Annotated in this window: 19 protein-coding genes and 1 pseudogene; 8 read left to right on the top strand and 12 right to left on the bottom strand. The window is 63.6% G+C overall.

Translation table 11 applies throughout. From position 1 onward, the window contains the following. The first annotated feature begins 72 nt into the window (after nt 1-72). Together paaZ and nhaB are read left to right on the top strand one after the other, a co-directional pair. Nucleotides 73-2127 carry a phenylacetic acid degradation bifunctional protein PaaZ gene (gene paaZ / locus FW796_RS29200; RefSeq protein WP_446440511.1) on the top strand — a complete coding sequence of 685 codons (2055 nt, stop codon included), beginning with the start codon at nt 73-75 and terminating at the stop codon, nt 2125-2127. A gap of 312 nt (nt 2128-2439) precedes the next feature. Then, a complete protein-coding gene (nhaB, locus tag FW796_RS29195; RefSeq protein ID WP_404936912.1) occupies nt 2440-3942 on the top strand; it encodes a sodium/proton antiporter NhaB in 1503 nt (500 codons plus the stop codon). Here the strand turns inward: nhaB and FW796_RS29190 are convergent. Genes FW796_RS29190 through gnd form a run of 3 tightly spaced genes read right to left on the bottom strand, consistent with a single transcriptional unit; the run spans nt 3939 to nt 7251 of the window. Next, entirely contained in the window at nt 3939-4760 is an 822-nt protein-coding gene (locus tag FW796_RS29190; protein ID WP_346634358.1) for a Cof-type HAD-IIB family hydrolase, read from the bottom strand. The genes nhaB and FW796_RS29190 overlap by 4 nt on opposite strands. After that, nucleotides 4757-6274 carry a glucose-6-phosphate dehydrogenase gene (zwf, locus tag FW796_RS29185; protein ID WP_346634357.1) on the bottom strand — a complete coding sequence of 506 codons (1518 nt, stop codon included), beginning with the start codon at nt 6272-6274 and terminating at the stop codon, nt 4757-4759. The genes FW796_RS29190 and zwf overlap by 4 nt, the downstream gene beginning before the upstream one ends. Further along, nucleotides 6271-7251 carry a phosphogluconate dehydrogenase (NAD(+)-dependent, decarboxylating) gene (gene gnd / locus FW796_RS29180; protein ID WP_346634356.1) on the bottom strand — a complete coding sequence of 327 codons (981 nt, stop codon included), beginning with the start codon at nt 7249-7251 and terminating at the stop codon, nt 6271-6273. The genes zwf and gnd overlap by 4 nt, the downstream gene beginning before the upstream one ends. 493 nt (nt 7252-7744) lie before the next feature. On the opposite strand from gnd, the gene FW796_RS29175 reads away from it, so the two are divergent. From FW796_RS29175 to FW796_RS29155, 5 genes are all read left to right on the top strand, one after another. Continuing rightward, nucleotides 7745-7927 (top strand): DUF6026 family protein, encoded by a 183-nt coding sequence (locus tag FW796_RS29175; protein WP_404936913.1) that lies wholly within the window; start codon nt 7745-7747, stop codon nt 7925-7927. A 244-nt stretch (nt 7928-8171) separates the two neighbouring features. Further along, a complete protein-coding gene (locus FW796_RS29170; protein WP_346634354.1) occupies nt 8172-9914 on the top strand; it encodes a phosphoethanolamine transferase CptA in 1743 nt (580 codons plus the stop codon). Nucleotides 9915-10424: 510 nt separating this feature from the next. Beyond that, nucleotides 10425-10649, top strand: coding sequence for a hypothetical protein (locus FW796_RS29165; protein WP_346634353.1), 225 nt, complete (start codon nt 10425-10427; stop codon nt 10647-10649). Between the two features lie 321 nt (nt 10650-10970). Further along, on the top strand, nt 10971-11645 hold the full coding sequence (locus FW796_RS29160; RefSeq protein ID WP_346634352.1) for a heavy metal response regulator transcription factor: 675 nt from the start codon (nt 10971-10973) through the stop codon (nt 11643-11645). Beyond that, on the top strand, nt 11642-13069 hold the full coding sequence (locus tag FW796_RS29155; RefSeq protein ID WP_446440510.1) for a heavy metal sensor histidine kinase: 1428 nt from the start codon (nt 11642-11644) through the stop codon (nt 13067-13069). Before FW796_RS29160 ends, FW796_RS29155 begins: the two co-directional genes overlap by 4 nt. Here FW796_RS29155 and chrA read toward each other — a convergent pair. The 6 genes from chrA to speB all read right to left on the bottom strand — a co-directional run bounded on the left by chrA (nt 13066) and on the right by speB (nt 18306). Continuing rightward, nucleotides 13066-14259 carry a chromate efflux transporter gene (chrA, locus tag FW796_RS29150; RefSeq protein ID WP_446440509.1) on the bottom strand — a complete coding sequence of 398 codons (1194 nt, stop codon included), beginning with the start codon at nt 14257-14259 and terminating at the stop codon, nt 13066-13068. The two genes, FW796_RS29155 and chrA, sit on opposite strands and share 4 nt — an antisense overlap. Continuing rightward, a complete protein-coding gene (locus FW796_RS29145; protein WP_346634349.1) occupies nt 14259-14750 on the bottom strand; it encodes a GNAT family N-acetyltransferase in 492 nt (163 codons plus the stop codon). Before FW796_RS29145 ends, chrA begins: the two co-directional genes overlap by 1 nt. Nucleotides 14751-14908: 158 nt before the next feature. After that, complete coding sequence (gene zapE, locus FW796_RS29140) at nt 14909-16036, bottom strand: cell division protein ZapE (protein WP_446440508.1); 1128 nt, start codon at nt 16034-16036, stop codon at nt 14909-14911. 104 nt (nt 16037-16140) lie between these two features. Further along, nucleotides 16141-16479, bottom strand: a complete 339-nt coding sequence (locus FW796_RS29135) for a nuclear transport factor 2 family protein (RefSeq protein WP_346634347.1) — start codon at nt 16477-16479, stop codon at nt 16141-16143. Nucleotides 16480-16531: 52 nt separating this feature from the next. Continuing rightward, nucleotides 16532-17251, bottom strand: coding sequence for a helix-turn-helix transcriptional regulator (locus FW796_RS29130; RefSeq protein ID WP_346634346.1), 720 nt, complete (start codon nt 17249-17251; stop codon nt 16532-16534). Nucleotides 17252-17346: 95 nt separating this feature from the next. Then, on the bottom strand, nt 17347-18306 hold the full coding sequence (speB, locus tag FW796_RS29125; RefSeq protein ID WP_346634345.1) for an agmatinase: 960 nt from the start codon (nt 18304-18306) through the stop codon (nt 17347-17349). A gap of 168 nt (nt 18307-18474) precedes the next feature. Between speB and FW796_RS29120 the strand changes: the two genes are divergently transcribed. After that, nucleotides 18475-19368: a LysR family transcriptional regulator gene (locus FW796_RS29120; RefSeq protein WP_346634344.1), complete on the top strand. Its 894-nt coding sequence runs from the start codon at nt 18475-18477 to the stop codon at nt 19366-19368. A gap of 22 nt (nt 19369-19390) precedes the next feature. Here FW796_RS29120 and FW796_RS29115 read toward each other — a convergent pair whose 3' ends face one another. The 3 genes and pseudogenes from FW796_RS29115 to FW796_RS29105 form a co-directional block, all read right to left on the bottom strand. Then, on the bottom strand, nt 19391-21829 hold the full coding sequence (locus FW796_RS29115; protein WP_446440528.1) for a TonB-dependent receptor: 2439 nt from the start codon (nt 21827-21829) through the stop codon (nt 19391-19393). A 161-nt stretch (nt 21830-21990) separates the two neighbouring features. Then, nucleotides 21991-22947 carry a FecR family protein gene (locus FW796_RS29110; RefSeq protein WP_446440507.1) on the bottom strand — a complete coding sequence of 319 codons (957 nt, stop codon included), beginning with the start codon at nt 22945-22947 and terminating at the stop codon, nt 21991-21993. Between the two features lie 4 nt (nt 22948-22951). After that, nucleotides 22952-23452 (bottom strand): annotated as a pseudogene (locus FW796_RS29105) (RNA polymerase sigma factor); the annotation flags it as partial. Between the last annotated feature and the right edge of the window lie 175 nt (nt 23453-23627).

Below are 23627 nucleotides of genomic sequence, written 5' to 3'. Positions count from 1 at the left end.
CAGTCACTGGGTCCACTCACCGGCACGGAGCACTCCGCGCCGGCCTTAATTCACCGTTCGGAGCGTTCTTCCATGTCACAGCCTCCTACCCTGCAAAGTTTTATCGCCGGCCGCTGGGTTGGCCAACACCCGGCCCAGGCACTGCGCAGCGCCATCGATGGCCATGAAGTGGCCCGCACCCACGAAGAGCCCCTGGACTTCGCCGAGGCCCTGGAGCACGGGCGCCAACAGGGTGGCCGCGCCTTGCTGGCCCTGGATTTCCAGCAGCGGGCCCAGCGTCTCAAGGCCCTGGCGCTGTACCTCAGCGAACGCAAGGAACAGCTGTACGCCCTGTCCCACCACAGCGGCGCGACCCGGGCCGACAGCTGGATCGATATTGAAGGCGGCAACAGCACCCTGTTCAGCTACGCCGGACTCGGCTCTCGGGAGCTGCCGTCGGGCAACCTGCTGCATGAAGGCCCGGCGCAATCCTTGAGCAAGCTCGGCAGCTTTGCCGGCACCCACATCCTGGTGCCCCGTGGCGGCGTGGCGGTGCACATCAACGCGTTCAACTTTCCCATCTGGGGCATGCTGGAGAAGTTCGCCCCGTGCTTCCTCGCCGGCATGCCGTGCATCGTCAAACCCGCCAGCGCCACCAGCTACCTGACCGAAGCCACCGTGCGCCTGATGCATGAATCCGGCTTGCTGCCAGAAGGCAGCCTGCAACTGGTGATCGGCGGCACCGGCGACCTGCTGGATCGCCTGCAAGGCCAGGACCTGGTGACGTTCACCGGTTCCGCCGTCACCGCCGGCAAACTGCGATCCAACCCCAACCTGATCCGCCACTCGGTGCCCTTCAATGCCGAAGCCGACTCCCTGAACTGCGCGATCCTGGCGCCGGACGTGACCCCGGACGACCCGGAGTTCGAGCTGTTCATCAAGGAAGTGGTGCGAGAGATGACGGTCAAGGCCGGTCAGAAATGCACCGCCATCCGCCGCGCCATGGTCCCGACACAACACCTGGATGCCGTGGCCACGGGATTGCGCGAGCGCTTGTCCAGGGTGGTGGTGGGCGATCCGTCGGTGGAAGGCGTGCGCATGGGCCCCCTGGCCTCCCATGAGCAACAGCGGGACGTGACCGCGCGCCTGGAAAGCCTGCTGCACAGCAGCGATCTGCTGTTCGGCGCCCGGGACGGCTTCGAACCCCGGGGGGGAAATGTCAGCCAGGGCGCGTTCTTTGCCCCGACCCTGCTGCTGTCCCGTGATCCCCTGGCACAGGGTGGTGCCCACGATATCGAGGCCTTTGGCCCGGTCAGCACCTTGATGGCCTACGACGATCTGGACCAGGCCCTGGACCTGGCCGCTCGCGGCAAGGGCAGCCTGGTGGCCAGCCTGGTGACCAAGGACCCGGGCATCGCTGCCCAGGTCATTCCCCGGGCCGCAGCCTGGCATGGCCGGCTGCTGGTGCTGGACCGCGAATGCGCCGGCGAATCCACTGGCCACGGTTCGCCGCTGCCGCAACTCAAGCATGGTGGCCCGGGCCGCGCCGGCGGCGGCGAAGAGCTGGGCGGCCTGCGGGCGGTCAAGCACTACCTGCAGCGTGCAGCCGTCCAGGGCTCCCCGAGCATGTTGGCCGCGGTAACCGGCGAACACGTGCGTGGCGCCAAGGTTATCGAGACGCAGGTCCACCCGTTTCGCCGGCACTTCCAGGACCTGCAGATCGGCGAATCCCTGCTGACCCACCGGCGCACTGTCACCGAGGCCGATCTGGTGAACTTCGGGTGCCTGTCAGGGGACCACTTCTATATGCACTTCGACGAGATCGCCGCCAAGGAGTCGCAATTCGGCAAGCGTATTGCCCACGGCTACTTCGTGCTCTCTGCGGCGGCCGGGCTGTTCGTGTCCCCGGCACCGGGCCCGGTGCTGGCCAACTATGGCCTGGATACCTTGCGCTTCATCAGCCCGGTGGGCATTGGCGACACCCTCCAGGCGCGCCTGACCTGCAAGCGCAAGATCGACCAGGGCAAACAGAGCCCCCAGGGCACCCCGCAAGGGGTGGTGGCCTGGGACGTGGAAGTGACCAATCAACTGGGTGAACTGGTGGCCAGCTACGACATCCTGACCCTGGTCGCCAAACGCACCACCTGACCGCAGGAGCCGGTTTGCCGGCGAACAGGCCCTCACGACGAGGTCGACCTTGAGGTTGCCTTCGCCAGCAAGCTGGCTCCTACAAGAGCTGGCCGCAGCACCGACCACCGTAGGAGCCGGCCGCAACACCACCCACCGTAGGAGCCGGCTTGCCGGCGAATGGCGCTCACGACGATGTCGACCTTGGGAAGGCCTTCGCCAGCAAGCTGGCTCCTACAGGTGAGGGGAGATTGTGGCAAAAGATTTCATGGATTCTTGATTCTCGATCCGGCTTGCGGCAAGTTGCGCGCTTCTCACTACTAGGAGCAGCCCATGTCCGGCTCAATGGCCCAGGCGTTCGCGCACAATTTTCTCGGCCACTCACCCCGCTGGTACAAGGCAAGCATCATCGCCTTTCTGCTGCTCAACCCCCTGCTGTTCTTCTGTGTCAGCCCGGCAGCGGCCGGCTGGTGCCTGGTGATCGAATTCATCTTCACCCTGGCCATGGCCCTGAAGTGCTACCCCTTGATGCCCGGCGGTCTGCTGTTGGTGCAAGCGCTGTTGCTGGGCATGGCCACGCCCCAGGCGCTGTACGACGAGCTGGTGCACAACTTCCCGGTGATCCTGCTGCTGATGTTCATGGTGGCGGGCATCTATTTCATGAAGGAACTGCTGCTGTTCCTGTTCTCGCGCCTGCTGCTGGGGGTACGGTCCAAGGCGCTGCTGGGGCTGCTGTTCTGCTTTCTGTCAGCCTTTCTCTCGGCCTTTCTCGACGCCCTGACCGTTACCGCAGTGATCATCAGTGCCGCCGTGGGCTTCTACTCGGTGTACCACCGGGTGGCCTCCGGCAATGACCCACGCCAGGACAGCGGCTATGGCGATGATCAGCATCTGCCTTCCCTGCACCACGACGACCTGGAGCAATTCCGCGCTTTTCTGCGCAGCCTGCTGATGCACGGTGCCGTGGGCACGGCTCTGGGGGGCGTATGCACCCTGGTGGGCGAACCACAGAACCTGTTGATCGGCCATGAAATGGGCTGGCACTTTGCCGAATTCTTCCACAAGGTGGCGCCAGTTTCCCTGCCGGTGCTGGCCGCCGGGCTGGTGACCTGTGTGCTCCTGGAAAAACTGCGCTGGTTCGGCTACGGCACCTTGCTGCCGGACAACGTGCGCCAGGTACTGGCCAACTACGCCGCCGAAGACGACGCCCAGCGCACCGCACGGCAACGGGCAGCCTTGCTGGTCCAGGGGCTGGCGGCGCTGATCCTGATTGTCGGCCTGGCCCTGCACGTGGCGGAAGTCGGGCTGATCGGTCTGTTGGTGATTGTGCTGATCACCGCCTTCACCGGAATTACCGACGAACACCGGCTGGGCAACGCCTTCAAGGACGCCATGCCCTTCACCGCCCTGCTGGTGGTGTTCTTTGCCGTGGTGGCGGTGATTCACCAGCAACAGCTGTTCGTGCCACTGATCCAGTGGGTGCTGGCGCTGCCGGCGGACCAGCAGCCAGGCATGCTGTTCATTGCCAATGGCCTGCTGTCGGCCATCAGCGACAATGTGTTCGTCGCCACCATCTACATCACCGAAGTGAAACAGGCCTTTGTCTCCGGGCAGATGAGTCGCGAACACTTCGAGACCCTGGCCATCGCCATCAACACCGGCACCAATCTGCCCAGCGTCGCCACCCCCAATGGTCAGGCCGCCTTCCTGTTTCTGCTGACTTCGGCAATTGCGCCACTGGTGCGCCTGTCCTATGGACGGATGGTGTGGATGGCCCTGCCCTACACCGTGGTGATGGGCCTGCTGGGCTGGTATGCGGTGAGTTACTGGCTTTAACGCAGGAGGATGTAGCGCTCGATCGCTTCGGCAGCACCATCATCCTGGTTGCTGCCGGTGATCACGTCGGCCTGGTCCTTGACCTGCTCTTCGGCCTGGCCCATGGCAATCGACAACCCGGCACGCTGAAACATCGCCGGGTCATTACCGCCATCCCCCAGGGCCGCTGTACGCTCCAGGGGCACGCCGAGGTGCTCGGCCAGGGTCACCAGGGCTTGTCCCTTGTCCGCCTGCACGGCAGTGACATCAAGGAACCGTGGTTGCGAACGGGAGGCCTGGGCCAGCCCGGCCGTTTTTCCCTGCAACCGCGCTTCCAGCTCCAGCAGCAGCCGGTGGTCATTACTGGCGGCAACGATCTTGTCGATCCGCGGCAGGTAATCCGCGAAACTGTCCACCACCTTCGGCCCATAGCCCAGCGCCTGGCGCTCAAGGGGCATCAAGGGACCGTCGAGGTCGCGCACCAGCCACTCGTTGTCGGCAAAGACCCAGGTTTCGATCTGCGGATACGGCTGGAACAGCAGCAAGGCGGTGACCGCCGCCTCCACCGGTACATGATGGCGAACCAGGAAGCTGCCATCGGGATTGACGATACTGCCACCATTGAACCCGGCAGTCGGCAGATCCACACCCAGGGCCTCGATCTGTTGCTGCATGGCCCGCGGCGGACGCCCGGTGGCCAGGCTGAAGGCTACGCCGGCTTCACGCAGGGCGCGGACTGCGTCCAGGGTTCGAGGGCTGAAGCGGTGATCCGGGCGCAACAGGGTGCCGTCCATATCGCTGAGCAGGAACTCGATGGGCCGCACCTTGCCCCCCTTCATCCGAGAGCCCGCCACACGCGACCGTCCCGGGCCAGCAGCTCATCACCGGCATCCGGGCCATCCTCACCCGCAGGGTAGGTCTGCACCGTCGCGTCCTGCTTCCAGGCATCGAGGAAAGGCTGCACGGCGCGCCAACCGTTCTCGATATTGTCCGCCCGCTGAAACAGCGTCTGGTCACCGATCAGGCAGTCGTAGATCAGCGTCTCGTAGCCGGTGGACGGCTGCATTTCAAAGAAGTCCCGGTAGGCGAAGCCCAGTTCGATATTGGCCATGTCCAGGCTTGGCCCGGGCTTCTTCGCCAGCAGGTCGAACCACATGCCTTCGTTGGGCTGGATCTGGATCCGCAGGTAGGTCGGCGACAGTCGATCAACTTCGGTATCGCGAAACTGCGCGTAGGGTGCCGGCTTGAAGCAGATGACGATTTCGGTGTCACGCACGCTCATGCGCTTGCCGGTGCGCAGGTAGAACGGCACCCCGACCCAGCGCCAGTTGTCGATCATCACCTTCAGCGCGACATAGGTTTCGGTATTGCTGTGCGGCGCGACATTGGCTTCTTCGCGGTAGCCCGCCAGGGCCTTGCCCGCAACGGTGGCGGCGCGGTACTGGCCGCGCACCGAGTTGGCCCGAGCCTCCTCCAGTGACCAGGGGCGGATCGCCCCCACCACTTTGGCCTTCTCGCCGCGCACTGCATCGGCGCCAAAGGCCGCTGGAGGCTCCATGGCCACCATCGCCAGAAGCTGGAACAGGTGATTGGGCACCATGTCCCGCAGGGCGCCGGTGTGTTCATAAAAGCTGCCACGGGTTTCGACCCCGACGGTTTCCGCCGCGGTGATCTGCACGTGGTCGATGTAATGGTTGTTCCAGAACGCCTCGAACAGGCTGTTGGAAAAACGGCTGACCAGGATGTTCTGGACCGTTTCCTTGCCCAGGTAATGGTCGATGCGATAGATCTGTTTCTCGCTCATGACCTTGAGCAAGCAAGCGTTGAGAGCCTCGGCAGTCTGCAGATCGGAGCCGAAGGGCTTCTCGATCACCACCCGGCGAAAGGCATCCGGCCCCTCCTCCAGCAACCCCGAAGCCCCCAGGCGCTGCACCACTTCACTGAAGAAGCGCGGCGCGGTGGCCAAGTAGAACACCGCGTTGCCGGTGCCGCTGGCGGCAATCCGCGCCGCCAGTTCGGCATAGGTGGAGTCGTCGAGGAAGTCGCCCTGGACGTAGCTGATACCACGGGTCAGGCGAGCCCAGACGGCGGCGTCCACGGACGCCCCCTGGCCTTGTTTGTTGAGCACTTCATCGCGAAGGAAGTCTTCTAGCAAGGTGGCGAACTCAGCGTCGCTCACCGCGTTGTGGTCGACGCCGACAATCCGCAGTCCCTCATCCAGCAAGCCGTCGCGGCTCAGGTTGTACAGCGCCGGAGTCAGCAGGCGCTTGACCAGATCACCGCGGGCGCCGAACAGGAACAGCGTGGTCGGCGGCGCGGGCAACGCCTTGGACTTCTTTCGCGTAGAGGTCATTTCTTACCGGTCTCCACATGGCCGCCAAAGCCGAAGCGCATGGCTGACAGCAGCTTGTCGCCATAGGTGCCCTGGCCGCGAGAACGGTAGCGGGAGAACAACGAGTTGGACAGGACCGGAACCGGTACTGCCTGCTCCATGGCCGCTTCGATGGTCCAGCGCCCTTCGCCACTGTCGGCCACGGCACCGGAAAAACCGTCGAGCTTCGGATCGCCGGCCAGGGCATCGGCGGTCAGGTCCAGCAGCCAGGAGGACACCACGCTACCGCGACGCCAGACTTCGGCGATGTCCGCCACATTGAGGTCAAAGCGCTGGTCTTGCGGGAGGATGTCCGAAGACTTGGTCTTGAGGATGTCAAAGCCCTCGGCGAAGGCCTGCATCATCCCGTACTCGATGCCGTTGTGGATCATCTTGACGAAATGCCCGGCACCGGCAGGACCGGCATGGATATAGCCACGCTCGGCACGGTCGTCATCGGAAACGCGATCCTTGGTCCGTGGAATCGAACCCAGGCCGGGGGCCAGGGCCGAGAACAGCGGGTCCAGACGCAGCACTTCATCAGCATCGCCGCCGATCATCATGCAGTAGCCGCGCTCCAGGCCCCAGACGCCGCCGGAGGTGCCGACGTCGATGTACTTCAGGCCTTTTTGCGCCAGATCCCGGGCGCGGCGGATGTCGTCCTTATAGTAGGTGTTGCCGCCGTCGATGATCACATCACCCGGCTCCAGCAACTGGCTCAGGGTGTCGATGGTCTCTTCGGTGGGTGCGCCGGCGGGCAGCATGACCCAGACCGCGCGGGGTTTTTCCAGGCCGGCCACCAGGCCTGGCAGGTCGGCGACGCCCTTGGCGCCTTCGGCGGCCAGGGTGCTGACGAAATCGGTGTTGCGGTCAAAGACTACGGTCTCGTGCCCATTGAGCATCAGGCGCCGTGCAATGTTGCCGCCCATGCGGCCCAGTCCAATAATCCCCAGTTGCATGTGCTGATGCTCCTACTGCAAAAAATTCAGATCAAAAATGTATAGCCCAAAGGGCTGGGTGCAAACGTCGAGGGGCGCAACTATACAAGGCGAGACGCTCCAAGACAGCGCAATCTTCAGACAAAACGCCAGTTTTTGCGGCGACCTGCGCGCAATGCGGCGCACCCAAGCCCGATCACCTGCCCCAGCCGGCGCGGACTGCGTGAAGATTAGTCCCGACACTTGGGACGAAGTTTCTGAAAACTTGGAGGGATAACGACGCAAAACGCCAGGAAGGCACAACGACCACGAAAAATAAAAAAGTTCCAATTGCCCAAAAAAGAAATAAAATCGCCGCCATCAGGCGCTGTGAAAACGTCACGAGTGAAGGCAAGACTGTTTTTAACGCGGTATTGCCGAACACAGTAGTTTTCACGCTGCCTGCGATGGTGCTTTGCGCAAGGGATGCGGCCAGCAAAGCATAGTTGAGGCATACCAGTTGCGAGGTGAAGCAATGGGCACAGTACTACCGGCACGACCAGCACAGACTCTCTACGTGACCATTCGTCGTGACGAATTACGCCAACTCAAAGACGAGCGCGATCAATTGCAACGGGAACTCGCCCAATTGCGCCTGATGTTGCAGAACCAGGGGCAAGCCCCCGCAGCAGTGCGGCACCTTCCCTCCGCAGGCTGAACCTCGCCCCGGAACGCAGGCCCCGCCTGCGTTCACAGCTCTACTCACTCCCCGCCACAAATCCCCCGCCACGCCTGATCCTGGCGCCTGCTACGCCGAACAAAAATCCAACGCTGTGCTAACGAACTTTTCACACTTGCCTATCGATACTCGCGGCCATTGTGGCCGTCTTGTTACAGACGACGGCCTTCATTCGCGGCGCTGAACCGGCGCGCAATGATCATGGAATTGTGGGGAGCGCTCAATGGCATGGTTCAAACGCAGTAGCACGTCTGCGGCAGGTTTTGACTGGATGGGGCTGCTCTGGCTGTTCCTGTTCTTCTGGTATTTCTCCGGCATCACCCAACTGCTGATTCAACTGACCGACACTTCCGGATTCGCCGGTTTCCGCCAGGCGTTCTTCATGAGCGCCATCTGGCTGGCGCCGATGCTGCTGTTCCCGGCACGCACCAAAGTCATGGCCGCAGTGATCGGCGTGGTGCTCTGGGCCTGTTCCATGGCCAGCCTGGGCTACTTCTTCGTCTATCAGCAGGAGTTCTCGCAAAGCGTCATCTTCATCATGTTCGAGTCCAACCCCTCGGAAGCCGGTGAATACCTGACGCAGTACTTTGCCTGGTGGATGCTCCTGGCGTTCCTGGCCCACACCGCCTTCGCGGTCTTCCTCTGGACCCGCCTGCGCCCGGTTTACCTGCCCCGGGGCCAGGCCCTGGTGGCTGCCGTGGCGATCCTGGTGGCGATTGTCGGCTACCCGCTGGTCAAGCAACTCGCTCGCACCGACACCCTGGCGGACGGCCTGGAAAAGTTCGAAACCCGTATCGAACCTGCCGTGCCGTGGCAGATGGTGGTCGCTTATCGCCGCTACCGCGAGCAACTGGACGGCATGCAGGGCATGCTCGACAGCGTCAGCAAGATCCCGCCGCTGACCAACCTCAAGGACAGCATGGCCAACCAGCCGGCCACCCTGGTGCTGGTGATCGGCGAGTCCACCAACCGCCAGCGCATGAGCCTCTACGGCTACCCACGCCAGACCACCCCGGAACTGGACAAGCTCAAGGACCAGTTGGCGGTGTTCAACAACGTCATCACCCCGCGCCCCTACACCATCGAGGCGCTGCAACAGGTGCTGACCTTCGCCGACGAAGAAAACCCCGATCTCTACCTCAAGACCCCGTCCCTGGTCAGCGTGATGAAGCAGGCCGGCTACAAGACCTACTGGATCACCAACCAGCAGACCATGACCAAGCGCAACACCATGCTCACCACCTTCTCCGAGCAGGCGGACGAGCAGGTGTACCTGAACAACAACCGCAACCAGAACGCCCGCCAGTACGACGGCGATGTGCTCGAGCCCTTCTCCAAGGCCCTGGCCGACAGCGCTCCGCGCAAGTTCATCGTGGTGCACCTGCTGGGCACCCATATGAGCTACCAGTACCGCTACCCGCCGAGTTTCGACAAGTTCACCGATCGCCAGGGAGTGCCGGCCGGCGTGCGTGACGATCAACTGCCGACCTACAACAGCTACGACAACGCGGTGCTGTACAACGACTTCGTGGTCTCCAGCCTGATCAAGGACTACGCCAAGAGCGATCCCAACGGCTTCCTGCTGTATCTGTCGGACCACGGTGAAGACGTCTTCGACTCCGCCGGCCACGACACCCTGGGGCGCAACGAAGGCAAGCCCACGGCGCCGATGTACACCATCCCGTTCATGGCCTGGGCCTCACCGAAGTGGCGAGAAACCCATGACTGGAACTTTGCATCCGACCTCAGCCGCCCTTACAGCAGCTCCCAGCTGATTCATACCTGGGCCGACCTGGCGGGCTTGAGTTTCGACCAGCTGGACCACAGCCGCAGTCTGGTCAGCGACAGCTTCAAACCGCGTCCGCTACTGATTGGCGACCCCTACTCACGCCAGAGCAAGCCGCTGATCGACTTCAGCCTGATGAAACCCAAAGCGCCGGTGGACGCCACCGTGGTACAAAAGTAAGCATCCGACTCGGGGGCCGCAACGGCCCCCAAACCCGTCCCTACGCAACAGCCCCCTTACACCCGTAGCAGCCGGCTTGCCGGCGAAGAAGCCATCAAGCCCTGCGCCGACCTCTCGGACGCCTTCGCTGGCAAGCCAGCTCCTACAGCAGTCAGATACACCGTGCAGTTCCCCGTAGCAGCCGGCTTGCCGGCGAAGAAGCCATCAAGCCCTGCGCCGACCTCTCGGACGCCTTCGCTGGCAAGCCAGCTCCTACAGCAGTCAGATACACCGTGCAGTTCCCCGTAGGAGCCGGCTTGCCGGCGAAGAGGCCATCAAGCCCTGCACCGACCTCGCAGACGCCTTCGCTGGCAAGCCGGCTCCTGTCCGCGGACACATGATGTCAAGAATGTAATGTCCCGTTCAGGCTGACGTTAACCCTCACTTAATACACTTCGGTGAAACTTCTCCCATCACTTCTTGTGCAGGGACGAAACAAGTTACCGAACACTCTTAAGTAGGAAACACAGCATGAAACTTTCAACTTTGGTATTTAGCGGCTTGATTCTGGCCAGTTCCAGTGCAGCCTTTGCCGAAGGCGGAGCCGAGCATATGCAACGCTTCTATGACAACTTCCGCGTCGCCCAGCAACAGATTCACGGTGATAAGACCGAGAACACCGCCAAGGCCGAACAGAAGAAAACCGACCCGCACTATTCCGCTTCGGACGCCAAGCAACAGCAGCCCGACGCCTGACACATCTTTAAAGCAGTACCCACTCTGGACAATGTGCTCCTTTGGCAGAGATGGACGTTTGGCGCCCGCCCAGGGCGCCTTTTTTATATCTGCGGGCAACCACTCACTGTCACGACAATGACTGGAATATTACAACTCTGTCATTCGCCACTTTCCTTGCGCCCGTTCAACTAGCATGCCTGCGCCCGAGCGCTCACCGCTTATCGGGTCACCTGGCTAATCCCATGAATTAGCTGATTAATTTTGTTGACCCTGTAGCTACTTCAGGCTTCACCCTGCACTCATTCGATAGTACCCAAGCGGTTTGGAGAGGATCTGGCAATGCGCATTCTGGTGGTTGAAGACGAGCCCAAAACAGCGGACTACCTGCATCAGGGCCTAAGTGAAAGTGGTTATGTAGTGGACCGCGCCAATAATGGTGTGGACGGCCTGCACCTGATACAGCAACAGCCTTACGAATTGGTGATCCTGGATATAAACCTGCCGGGCAAAGATGGCTGGCAAGTATTGGAACATATGCGTGGACATTCTCCGGCCCGGGTCATGATGTTGACCGCTCGCGGACGCCTGGAAGACAAGGTCAAGGGCCTGGATATGGGCGCCGATGATTATCTGGTCAAACCTTTTCAATTTCCTGAATTGCTGGCTCGGGTCCGGACCTTGATTCGCCGCAGCGAACCCGTGGCCCAACCGCAAGTATTGCAGGTGGCTGACTTGCAACTTGATCCCCGACGCCATCGGGCTTATCGCGGCAACCGACGGATAGATCTCACGACCAAGGAATTCACCCTGCTGCATGTATTGATGCGCCACTCGGGTGAAGTGCTGACCCGCACGCAAATCATTTCCCTGGTCTGGGACATGAACTTCGACTGCGACACCAATGTGGTGGAAGTCTCCATCAGCCGCCTGCGGGCCAAGATCGATGATGCCAGTGAGGTCAAGCTGATCCACACCCTGCGCGGTGTCGGTTATGTCCTGGAAGTGCGCCAATGACGCCCCACCCGGCCGCGCCGACCAACAGCAGCCTGTCCATGCGTCTGGGGCTGACCGTCAGCCTGATGGGGGCGGCTCTGGTCCTGCTGCTGGCGACCCTGGCCTATCTGGCCCTGAGCCACGAGTTGGGCAACCTGGCGCGCAAGGGCCTGGAGAGCAAGCTGGAGCAGATCCAGCACAGCCTCACCAGCGACCTCAAGAGCAGTGACCTGGCCGCCCGCCCCCACTCCCTGCTGGACCTGGTGATGGGCCACGACAATCTGCAATTGAACATCCTGAGCAGCGATCCCCAGGCCGAGCCCCTGCTCAATGTCGGCGGCATGGCTCAGCAACCGCTGCCCCAGGCCCTGAGGGAGAGCACCGCCGAGGGTTACCTCGACTGGCGCGACAACCGCGGCAACCAACTGCTCAGCGCGACCCGGCCAATGAATTTGCGCAACGGCGAGCAGGTGCGAGTGGTATTGAGCCTGGACCGCAGCAACGACCAGGCGCTGCTCAGCGCCTACCTGCGCTCCACGGTGATTGCCCTGCCCCTGCTGCTGTTGCTGATCGGCATCGGCGCCTGGTGGCTGGTACAGAGGGGTCTGCTCCCGCTGCAGCAGTTCACCCGGGTAGCCGCCAAGGTCACCACCCAGGACCTGACCCATCGCCTGAACCTGGACAAGCTGCCTCGGGAACTGGCGGAACTGGGCCAAGGCATCAACGTCATGCTGCACCGCCTGGATGGCGGCGTGCAGCGCCTGTCGCAGTTCTCCGACGACCTGGCCCACGAACTGCGCTCGCCCATCAGCAACCTGATGGGCAAGGCCCAAGTGACCCTGTCCCGGGAGCGTCCCCCGGAGGAGTACAAGGCCGTGCTGGAAGCCAGCATCGAGGAGCTGGAGCGGGTCACGCGGATCGTCGCCGACATGCTGTTCCTGGCCCAGGTCAGCCAACCGGCGTCCCAGGCGCGCTTCGCCCGGGTATCCCTGGCCGAGGAAGCGCTACGGGTCATGGACCTGTTTGCCCTCAGCGCCGAGGACAGGCAACTGAAGCTGGAACTGCGCGGTGACACCTGGGTGCTGGGGGATCGCCTGATGATCCAGCGGGCCATTTCCAACCTGCTGTCCAATGCCATCCGCCATTGCCCGGACCGGGGCCGAATCGACCTGCGGATCGAGCGCCAACTGCAGAGCGTGAGCCTTGCCGTGAGCAATCCCGGACCGGGTATCGCCGCCTGCCACCTGCCCCATCTGTTCGAGCGTTTCTATCGGGTCGACAGCAGTCGCACCCGAGCCGAAGGCGGCACCGGACTGGGCCTGGCGATCGTGCGCTCGATCATGAACCTGCATCAGGGGCGCACCGAGGTCGACAGCGTGCCGGACAGCCTTACCGAGTTCCGTCTGGTGTTTCCCAAGCTCGACCCGGCATTGCACGACGCTTAGAGCAGCCAGCCGCCCAGCGCCGCACCCAACAGCACCAGGGCCCAGGGCGGCAGCCGGCCGCTGTGCAGCAACACCAGGGCCAGCAGCACCGCCAGCAGTTCCGGGAGCCCGGTCACGCTGCTGGTCCACAGGGGTTGGTACAGCGCGGCGGCCAGGACACCCACCACAGCGGCGTTGACCCCGCCCAGCGCCGCCTGAATATCGCGACGATGACGCAAGGTCTGCCAGAAAGGCAGCACACCGATCACCAGCAAGAAGCCCGGCAGGAAGATCGCCACCAGACAGATCAGCGCCCCGGGCCAGCCGCCGAGGGCCGTTCCGATAAAAGCCGCGACACTGAACAGGGGCCCAGGCACCGCCTGGGCGCTGGCATAGCCGGTCATGAACAGCTGATCGCTGATCCAGCCCGACTCCACGACCTGGCTCTGCAACAGCGGCAACACCACATGACCGCCACCAAACACCAGGGCCCCGATGCGATAAAAACCGTCGAACCAGCGCAACCAGGGTGTTGGCCACAGCGCCGCCAGCCCGGGCAGTAACAGCAACAACAGCAGGGCCGTCCCCAGCAACAGCCAGCCCAGGCGCCGACTGCCCCAAGGCGCCAGAGCATCCGCCTCGGGCCGGGCCGCCGGGGTGATCAGCGCGGCCCCCGCCACCGCCGCCAGCAGCATCACCAGCAATTGTCCCCCCAGGCCCGGCCAGTGCAGCACCCACCCGGCGGCGAGCAGCGCAATGGCGATGCGCAAAGGCCCGCGACACAGACTACGGGCCATTCCCCAAAGCGCCAGGGCAACCACCGCGACCGCCACCAGCAGCAGGCCCTTGAGCACCCCGGGAGCGATTCCATTGCCAATACCCAACGCCAACAAGACCAGGGCCAGCGCCGATGGCAAGGTAAAACCGGCCCAGGCGCAAACCGCGCCGGACAGGCCCGCACGCGACAGGCCCAGGACCATGCCGACCTTGCTGCTGGCCGGTCCCGGAAGAAACTGACACAGCGCCACCAGCTCGGCATAGGCCGCCTCTCCCAGCCAGCGCCGATGCTGGACGAACTCCTGGCGGAAATACCCCAAGTGCGCCACCGGCCCACCGAACGAGGTCAGCCCCAGGCGCAGGAAAATCAGGAAAATGTGCCAGGGGCTTTCCTTGGCACCGGGTATTCCAGCCGGGGGCGTGACCGTGGGCATTACAAGGCTTTGCTCCAGAACAGCATGCGGCCATGGGCGGGATCGAGCATGGCATTGGCGAAACCGCAGGCTTGGTAAGCGGCCTGGGCCTGGGCGTTGCCTTCCAGCACCTCCAGGGTGATCTTGCAGCAACCCCGTTGCCGGGCGATGTCCTCAACCTTCTGCAGCATCCGCCTGCTCAGGCCCTGGCCGCGAAAGCTGTCCAGCACCACCACATCATGGACATTCACCAGGGGCCGGCAAGCGAAGGTGGAAAAACCCTCGAAGCAGTTCACCAGCCCCACTGGCTGGCCACCGGCAAAGGCCAGCACGCTGAACGCCTGAGGTCGCTTGGCCAGCTCTGCCGGCAGTTGCTGAAGCTGGTCCGGCGCCAGGGGCTGGCCGCCGCCCATGGGGTCCTGGGCATAGTGATTGAGCAGCACGCCTATGGCTTCGGCATGCACCGGGTTGCTGTAACTGGCTTGCAGCACCACGACATCGGCAACGTCCATGTTCATCCTCGATCAACGCATTGAAAGTGAGCGCTCAGGGCTCAGGCAGCCTCGATTGTAGGCTGGGGGATTTGACCAAACGAAGATTTTTCACCCACTTGCAGCAGAAAAATCCTAATGATTGGCCAGGATGAACCGCAGCCGGAAGCCCTTCCCCCTCAAGCGCCAGGCGCCGTGGCAAACCGTTGCAGCTGCATTTCCTGCAGTCGGCTCAAGGTGCGGCGGAAGGGAAACTCCAGGTAACCCTCGGTGTACAGCTGGTCCATCGGTACCTGGGCCTCCAGATAGAGCGGCACCTTGCGGTCGTAACATTCATCCACCAGGGCAATGAAGCGACGCACGCTGTCGTCATGGATCGACAGTTGGGGCAATTCGCGGTCACCGGCCACCACCCGCTGGGCGCCATCCTCGGTGCCTCGGGCAATGCGCCCCGGGCGTTGCTGGGCACTGAGGTTGGGAACTTCGCTGAGGAGAATCGCGCTGAACCTGTCACACAGCGCCATGAAGTCCATGGCGGAAAACGGCTGTTCGCACAGATCGGCAAAACGACACCAGATCACGCTGCCGGCGGCCTTGACCACCTGCACCGGCCGATAGCCGATCAACAGCGGCTCAGTGGAGACCGACTGGCCCTCGCTCAACTGCCGGAACAAGGGTTCCAGAGCACTGGGCTGGCCCTCGGCCCTGAGCCAGTAGCGCTGCGCCGCGACCCCCGGGTGCAGACGGTGATCCTGCTCGCCGTCCACCGCCACCACTTGCATATGCTGGCTGATGGCGCTGATTGCCGGCAGGAAACGTTCACGATTGAAGCCATCGGCATACAACTGCTCGGGGGGCTGGTTGGAGGTGCAGACCATGACCACGCCCTGCTCGAACATCACCTGGAACAGGCGCCCGAGAATGATTGCGTCACCGATATCGTTGACGAACAACTCATCGAAGCACAGCACCCGCACCTCTTCGGCGAGCTCACGGGCCAGGGCCTGCAAGGGATCGGCGGTGCCGGTGAGCTGGAACGAACGCTGATGCACCCAGCCCATGAAGTGATGAAAGTGCTGACGCCGCGCCGGCACCCGCAGGCTCTGGTAGAACTGATCCATGAGCCAGGTCTTGCCCCGCCCGACCGCCCCCCACAGATAGACCCCTTGCACCGCTGTACGCCCCTGATGCAGGGCCTCGTGGCAGTTCTGCAAGGCCTGCACGGCCCGCGCCTGTGCCTCGTCGGCGACAAAGCCGTCCTGCTCCAGGGCCTGTCGATAGGCGCTCAAGGGGGAATCGAATGGCATGAGCCGCTGGCCTCCCGGCAAAAAAGCCGCAGTATGCCATCGCCACCCGTTCCATGTAGGAGCCGGCTTGCCGGCGAGGCGGCCAATACACTGGCCGACAAGCTTCAGCGGGAAATGTCCAGCCGTGCAATCCGCCCCTGCGGGTCCAGGCGAAAGGTGTAGCGCAGCGTCTGGGGACTGCCGGGAAAATCCCCGCAGACCAGGCTGTCCAGCAACACCTTACCGGTGCGCTGCTGGACCCCGAGGACCTGCAGCCGGGGACGCTGGCGATGGCTGGTGTCCATCCAGCGGGCAATCTCCTGCGGCCCTACGCGGTGTTCTCGCTCGTCGAACACCTGGGCCTCGGCGGCGAAGATCGCTGCCGCCGCCGAGCTGTCGCCGGTATTGGCAGCCACCACGTAAGCACGGATGGCCGGGGCCAGCGAAGGGTCGATTCCTGACATGACAAAAGCTCCTGGTGAGTCGATGAGCGCGCCATGTTAAGAGCCCCCTGCGTCACTTCCTGTCAGGAGTGAATTGACTGCCCTGGCCATCCCCTTGCAAGCCCTTGCGCCAGGTCCGCAGCCAGTCGCTGCGACGTCCCGGGTAGGCTTGGCCCTGCTCCTGGGCGGCGGCAATGCGGTCGGTGCGAAAGGTCCGGTAGTCCTCCCGCAGTTCGCACCAGGCGACGATCACTCGGGCCTCGTTGAGAAACCCCAGTGCCAGGGGCCAGATCAGCCGCTGGCTGGGGGTGCGGTTGACGTCGGCATAGTCGATCAGCAGCTTGGCCTGATGCCGGATCGCCTGGCGGAACACGTTCAGCGACACCGGATTGTCCGGAAAGCCATAACCCGCCGGCCCCGGCAGCAAAGTCGGGTTGCGCAAGGCGTCCTGGGCCGCCGGGGCCAGCACCGCGGCAATCTTGGCCATGGCATCGGCAGCGGCCTTGCTCAGCACCTCATCGCCGCGCTGATCGACATAACGCAACCCCAGGACCACGGCCTCGGTCTCGTCGGCATTGAGCATCAAGGGCGGCAGGAACAGCCCGCTGCGCAACACATAGCCGATGCCCGCCTCACCGTAGATCGGCGCGCCCAGTGAAGTGAGCTCGGCGATATCGCGATACAGGGTGCGCTCGGACACCTCCAGCTCCGCCGCCAGGGTGGCCGCGGTAACGGGACGGCTCTTGCCCCGCAGCATCTGCAACAGGGTGAGTAAACGGCTGGCTCGCGACACCTTGGGTGGACTCCGGAGAAAAAACACCGGCGCAGAATATCAGAGCCTCCTGACAGTCAGTGTCAGGAGGCTTGCGGGACGAGACAGGCCACGAATCAGCGGTCGACCTTGTGCCGGGCGGCATACAGACAGAGCATCTCCATGGCCAGGGTCGCCCCCGCCAGGGCGGTGATCTCGGCATGGTCATAGGCCGGGGCCACTTCCACCAGATCCATGCCCACCAGATTGATCCCCCGCAGCCCGCCAAGGATCTCCAGGGCCTGGGTGGTGCTCAGGCCACCACAGACCGGGGTGCCGGTACCGGGGGCGAACGCCGGGTCCAGGCAGTCGATGTCAAAGGTCAGGTACACCGGGTGATCCCCTACCCGTTGACGAATCGCCGCGACAATCGCCTCGCAGCCCTGACGGTGCACCTGCCGCGCATCCAGCACCTGGAAACCCTGATGATCGTCATGGGTGGTGCGCAGACCGATCTGCACCGAGCGGCTCGGGTCCACCAGGCCCTCCCGGGCGGCGTGCCAGAACATGGTGCCGTGATCGATGCGCTGCCCCTCTTCATCGGGCCAGGTATCGCTGTGGGCATCGAAGTGAATCAACGCCAGGGGCCCGTGACGCCGATGGTGGGCCTTGAGCAGCGGGTAGCTGATGAAATGATCGCCGCCCAGGGTCAACATCCCGCAGCCGGCATCGAGGATGCGCCGGGCATGGGCCTCGATACGCTCGGGCACCGATTGCGGAGTGCCGTGATCGAAGGCGCAGTCGCCGTAGTCGATCACCGCCAAATGATCGAACGGGTCGAAAGCCCAGGGCCAGTGGCGCTCCCAGGCAATGCCCGCGGAGGCCGCGCGGATGCCACGAGGCCCGAAGCGTGCTCCGGGGCGGTTGGTGGTGGCGGTGTCGAAGGGCACGCCACTGACCACCAGGTCGACGCCGCGCAAGTCACGGCTGTAGCGCCGGCGCATGAAGCTGGTGATGCCGGCGTAAGTGGCTTCGGCCCGGGTGCCGTACAGGCTATCGCGGGTCAGGGCCTGATCGTTGAGATCGGCGATATCCATGGGTCTCTCCTCGGGGGTGGCGCTGACGCAAGAGGCTGCCGCTACGCGAGGACCAAGACCGACGCGTGAGGAGCACCTGCGAAGAAGCGGTGGCGCCAGCTTGCCCGGGCCCATACATTAGAAAAATACACACTTCGTTACGCTGACATGCCACAGGAGTAATGTTTGATGCTGGGTCAATTGCACGATCTGGACTTGCAGCTATTGCGGCTGTTCGTCCGCGTGGTGGAGTGCGGAGGCTTCAGCGCCGCCCAGGGTGAGCTGGGCTTGAGCCAGTCGAACATCAGCCAGCAGATGGCCCGTCTGGAAACCCGTCTCGGCTACCGCCTGTGCAGCCGAGGCAAGGCCGGCTTCAAGCTGACCCCCAAGGGCGAACAGCTGCTGAGCGCCACCCGCCCGCTGTTCCAGTCCATCGAAGTGTTTCGCCATCAATCCAACGGGGTCGCCGGGCGCTTGATCGGCGAGGTGCGCCTGGGGCTGTCCGAAGCCCTGGACCGGTCGGTGTTGCAGAAGGTTGCCGCGGCGATCCGCGACTTTCGCCAGCGCGACGAATCGGTGCGTATCGAACTGATGAGCGCCATGCCTGGAGAAATGGAGCGTTTGCTCCTGCAGCAGCGCCTGGACCTGGCCATCGGCTATTTCTCCCAGGTTCAGCGCGCCTTTGACTACCGCCGCCTGTTCAGCGAAACCCAACACCTGTATTGCGCGGCCGGCCATCCGCTGTTCGAGGTGGCGCAGCCGGACCTCGACGCCCTGCGCCAGGCCAATCAGGTCGACCATCCCTACCGTTTTCTCGGTCCGGACGAGCCCTTGCAGAACCCGCGTTGCTCGGCCCGGGCCGAACAGGTGGAAAGCACCCTGGCCTTTATCCTCTCCGGACAGCACATCGGCTACCTGCCCAGCCACTTTGCCCGCAGCTGGGAGGACGCCGGTCAACTCAAGCCCCTGGGGCAGCCCGCGTTGAGTTTCGAGGTGGACTTCTACCTCGCCCGACACCGCGCCCAGGCTCCCGGCGAGGCCCAGCAAGCCTTCGAAGAAGACCTGCTGCGGGCCTTTGCCTGAGCCGAGCCCAGACCCGGGCGCCTCAGTAGGCCATGCTCCAGCTCAGGGTGTAGGTGCGGCCACGGCCCTGGTAGTCGTACAGATAGTCCGGCCCATAGGTCGGTGAGTAGAACAGCTTGGCGCGCTGGCCCCAGACGGTGCTGTATTGCTTGTCCAGCAGGTTCTGGATACCGCCGCTGAAGGTGCCGAACTCGGTGTCGTGGCTGCCCAGCAGGTCGAAGGTGGTGTAACCGTCGATGGTGTTGGGGGCGTCGACGCTGTGAGTGGCGTCGATGACCTTGACTGCATCGTCCTTGAGGGTGAAGGCGTGGTTGCCCTGCAGGCGCACGTTGCTGCTGTCACCTTTCCAGCCGACAAAGGCGGTGAGTTTCGACAGCGAGGCGTAACGGGCGTCGCGCTTGCTCCAGCCGCCGTTCTTGTTCTCCTCCTCGGAACGCACGGCATGCAGGGTGCCGCCCATTTCCCAGCCGTTCTGGAAGTGCCGGGTCAGGGCGCTCTCAAAGCCGTAGTCGCGGCTTTTCTGGTCCTTGACGTCAATGGTCAGGGTGGCCTGGTCGGTGGTGATCACCTTGTCCGACCAGATGTAGTACAGCGCCGCCTGGGCCTCCCAGTCGTTATCGGAGAAGCGCCAGCCGGTTTCCACCTGGCGACTCTTGATCCCGGCCAGGGGGTTGTCGCCGACGCTCAGCCCCGGCTTGCCGTAGAACTTGGCCGGGTCCGGCAGATCGAAGCCCTCGCCGTAATTGACCCAGACCTGATGACCGTTCTTGAAGTCATAGATGCTGCCCAGGTTGTACAGGTTGACCGCGTATGCGTTGCTGCCACCGGGCACGTTCTTGAAGCGGCCGACATCCACGTCCATCTGCTGACGCCGGTAGCCGCCGGAAACCGTCAGGTTATCGGTGGCATGCCAGTCCAGCTGGGCGTAGCCGGACAGGCCGTCGACCCGATAGCTGGGATAGCGCGGCGCCTTGCTCAGGGTCACCAGGTCGAGGCCGCCGCTGCCCGATGAGATGCCCTGGTCGAAGGTGCTCTGCTCGGCGTTGAAGCGCTCCCGGTCCAGGTCCACGCCGTAGGTGAGCTTGAAGGCGTCGAACTCCTTGGCGAACAGCGCCTTGAGGCTGGTGACCTCGAAATTCTGCTGCGACGCGGCAAAATACACGCCTTTGGAGCCCGCCGGACTGCCGCTGTTGTAGTAGGGGAACGGAAAGAAGTTGTTGTCTTCCTTGCGGTACGAAGCCTGCAGGTAGAAGTCCTGGCCCAGCACATCACTGTGGTGATAGTTGGCGTTGAGCAGCAGGCGCTTGGTACGCGGCTCCAGGTCCGTGGAATAGCCGCCGCGCAGCTCGGCGTCTTCCAGGTTGGACGGTGCCTTGTACTTGAGGTTGGGGAAATAGATACCGGTGCTGCCGTGGTTGCCGGAGTCGTAGTACTGGGCCAGCAGGTCCAGGCTCTGCTCTTCGTTGAACTGCAGGGCCAGGCTGCCCATCAGGTCCAGGGTGCGGTTGTACTGCAGGTCGGTCTGAGTGTTGTCGATGAAGATCTGCTTGCCGGCGCCGTCATAGAACGCCTGGTTCTGCTCCCCCGCCACCGCCAGCCGGCCGCTGATGGCTTGGTTGCCGCCGCTCACCGACTGAGCAATGCGGGTGCTCAGGTCGTCGCTGTTGTTGAAGCCACTGCTGGCCCCCAGCTGGGTCTCGAAACGCGCCGGGCCCGGTTCGCCTTTCTTGGTGACGATATTGATGATGCCGCCGGTGGCGCCGCCGCCGTAGATGGCGCTGGCCCCGGACAGCACTTCGACGCGCTCGACGTTGAACGGCGAGATGCTGTCGAACTGCCGGGACAAGCCCCGGGAACTGTTCTGGCTGACCCCGTCGATCATCACCAGGACGTTGCGCCCGCGCATGTTCTGGCCATAGTTGGTGCGCCCTTCAGGGGCCAGGTCGAGGCCCGGCACCAGCTTGCCGATGGCTTCCTTGAGGCTGACTCCGGTGCTCAGTTGCTCACGCAGCTGGCTCTGCTCCACCACCCACACCGTGCCGGGGATCTCACTGATGGCGGTGCTGGTACGCGACGCCACGCTGACCTGGGTCGGCTTGAGGTTGAGGCTGGCGGCCGGGGCCGTGGCGCGACGCAGGATCACCGTGCGCGAATCGCTGAAGGACCAGCTCATGCCGCTGCCGGCCAGCAGCGTCTGCAGGGCCTGGGCCACCGTAACCTCACCGTTCAGGGCCGGCGCTTGCAGGCCGTCCACATCAGCGGTGGTGTACAGCAGGCGCAGATCGGCCTGATCGGCAAAACGGGTCAGCGCCTGATCCAGGGACTGGGCCGGCAGCTTGAGCGCCACCCGGCGCTCCTGGGTGCTGCTGCCCTGGCTGGCAGAGCTGGCGTCCTGTGCCTGGGCCAGCAGCGGGCTCACGGCGCCGGCGAACAGCGCCTGGGCCAGTAATGTGCGGCGCATGATGTGTTGACCGCGCCCCAGTATCGACAGCTTGAACATAGCTTTCACGTGTTCCTTCCCAGCCCGTTGAAATGACGTCAATGAGAATGATTGTCTTCTCAGTCTCACTACGACGATTGGCCGGGAAAGAACTTGCAGTGCCCCAAGCAAAAAAAATCGACTCAGTGCAAAACCGCCAGCCACGGCAGGTAGGTCACCTGCAGCGGATAGCGCTGCTGCAAGGCCTGCAGCGAACCCTGAGGGTCGTGCAGATCGAACACACCGCTGATGGCCAGGGCCGCCAGCTGGCTATCGGAGATCAGAATGCGCCCGTGCTGATAACGCTCCAGCTCGCCGATCACCTCCCCCAGGGGGCGACCGTTGAAAATCAGCTTGCCCCGCTGCCAGGCGGTGAGACTGGCAGCGTCCACGGCTTGCTGGGCCAGCAGTGGCTGGCCGGATTGATACTGCAGACGCTGATCGGCCTGGAGCAGCACCGGCGCATGATCGCCAGTGAACTGCACCTGGCCTTCGCGCACCACCACCGTCAACCGGCTGCCGTCGCGGCGCAGGCTGAAGGCGCTGGCGGCACTGTGCAGAGACTGGGCGTCGGCCTGCACCACAAACGGCCGCTGCGGGTCGGCAACGGGCTCGAACAGCGCCTCGCCAGCTTGCAGGATCACCCGGCGCTCACCCGCCGAATAAGCCACCGACAATGCGCTGCCGCTATTGAGCGTGACCCTGGAACCGTCCGCCAGGGTGATGTTCTGTTGTTGGCCGACAGCGGTGTGGTAGTCCGAGGTCAGGGCCGGCCACTGCAACCAGCCGACGCCGCTGGCCACGGCCAGTACCAGGGAAGCCGCCAGCGCCGGCCACCCACGCCAGGAACGGGGGGGCGTCGCCGCCCGGTGCTGTTGGGCGGCCTGGGTCTGGCCCAGGTCGCTCCACAACTGCTGCGCCGCTTGCGCTGCTGCCGCGTGGGCCGGGCTGGTCTGGCGCCATTGCTGATAGGCCATGCGCTGGGCCGCCGTGGCGCTGCCGGAGTGCAGCAACACCAGCCATTGGATCGCAGCGTCTTCAAGGCTTTCGGGGTGTTCGGTCATGGGGGTGTCGGCGACTGGCAAGGGGGAATCACTCATGATGCTGTTGCAACCAGTCGCGGCAATGGCGCAGGGCCTGGCCGATGTATTTTGCCACCATGCTTTCGGAAACGCCCAGCCGTAACGCAATCTGCGCCTGGGTCAGGCCTTCCAGGCGATTGAGCAGCAAGGCCTGACGGGCATTCTCCGAAAGTTGCTGCAGGGCCTCGTCGAGCACTGCCAGGCGTTCCTTGGCCAGCAGCACCGCTTCCGGCGCCGGTGCCGGGTCCACCACTTCACGGTGTTCCTGGGTGTCGCTGAGATTGGCCGCCAGGCGCTGCTCGCGGCGCAGGGTATCGATGGCCAGGTTGCCGGCAACGCGAAAAATGAAACGGCGATCGTTCTGCACCGCCACTGTCTGCTGGTCGACCTTGAGCAGCTTGAGGTAGGTCTCCTGGGCCACGTCCGCCGCCCGTTGGCGATCGCTCATACGCCGGGTGAGAAACCTCAGCAAGTCGTCGTAGTGCTCTTGAAAGCTGCGCAGCAGGCTGGGTATGGGCAGCATCGAGGGAAGGTCCGCAAATCGGGGAAGCGGATTATTCCACAACAGCAAATGAGAAACAGTATCTTTCGTATCCCTGCAAAGTTGCGCTTTTCCGCCTGTTTGCCCTTCTGACAGCGGTACCTTTCTGGCATCCTGCGCCTCCTTTTTTCTGACCGGGTGCGCAAGTCTTGTCCGA

Source organism: Pseudomonas sp. 910_21, from assembly GCF_052850735.1.
The sequence above is the reverse complement of the archived record's forward strand: the minus strand, read 5'-3'. Positions and strand labels throughout refer to the sequence as shown.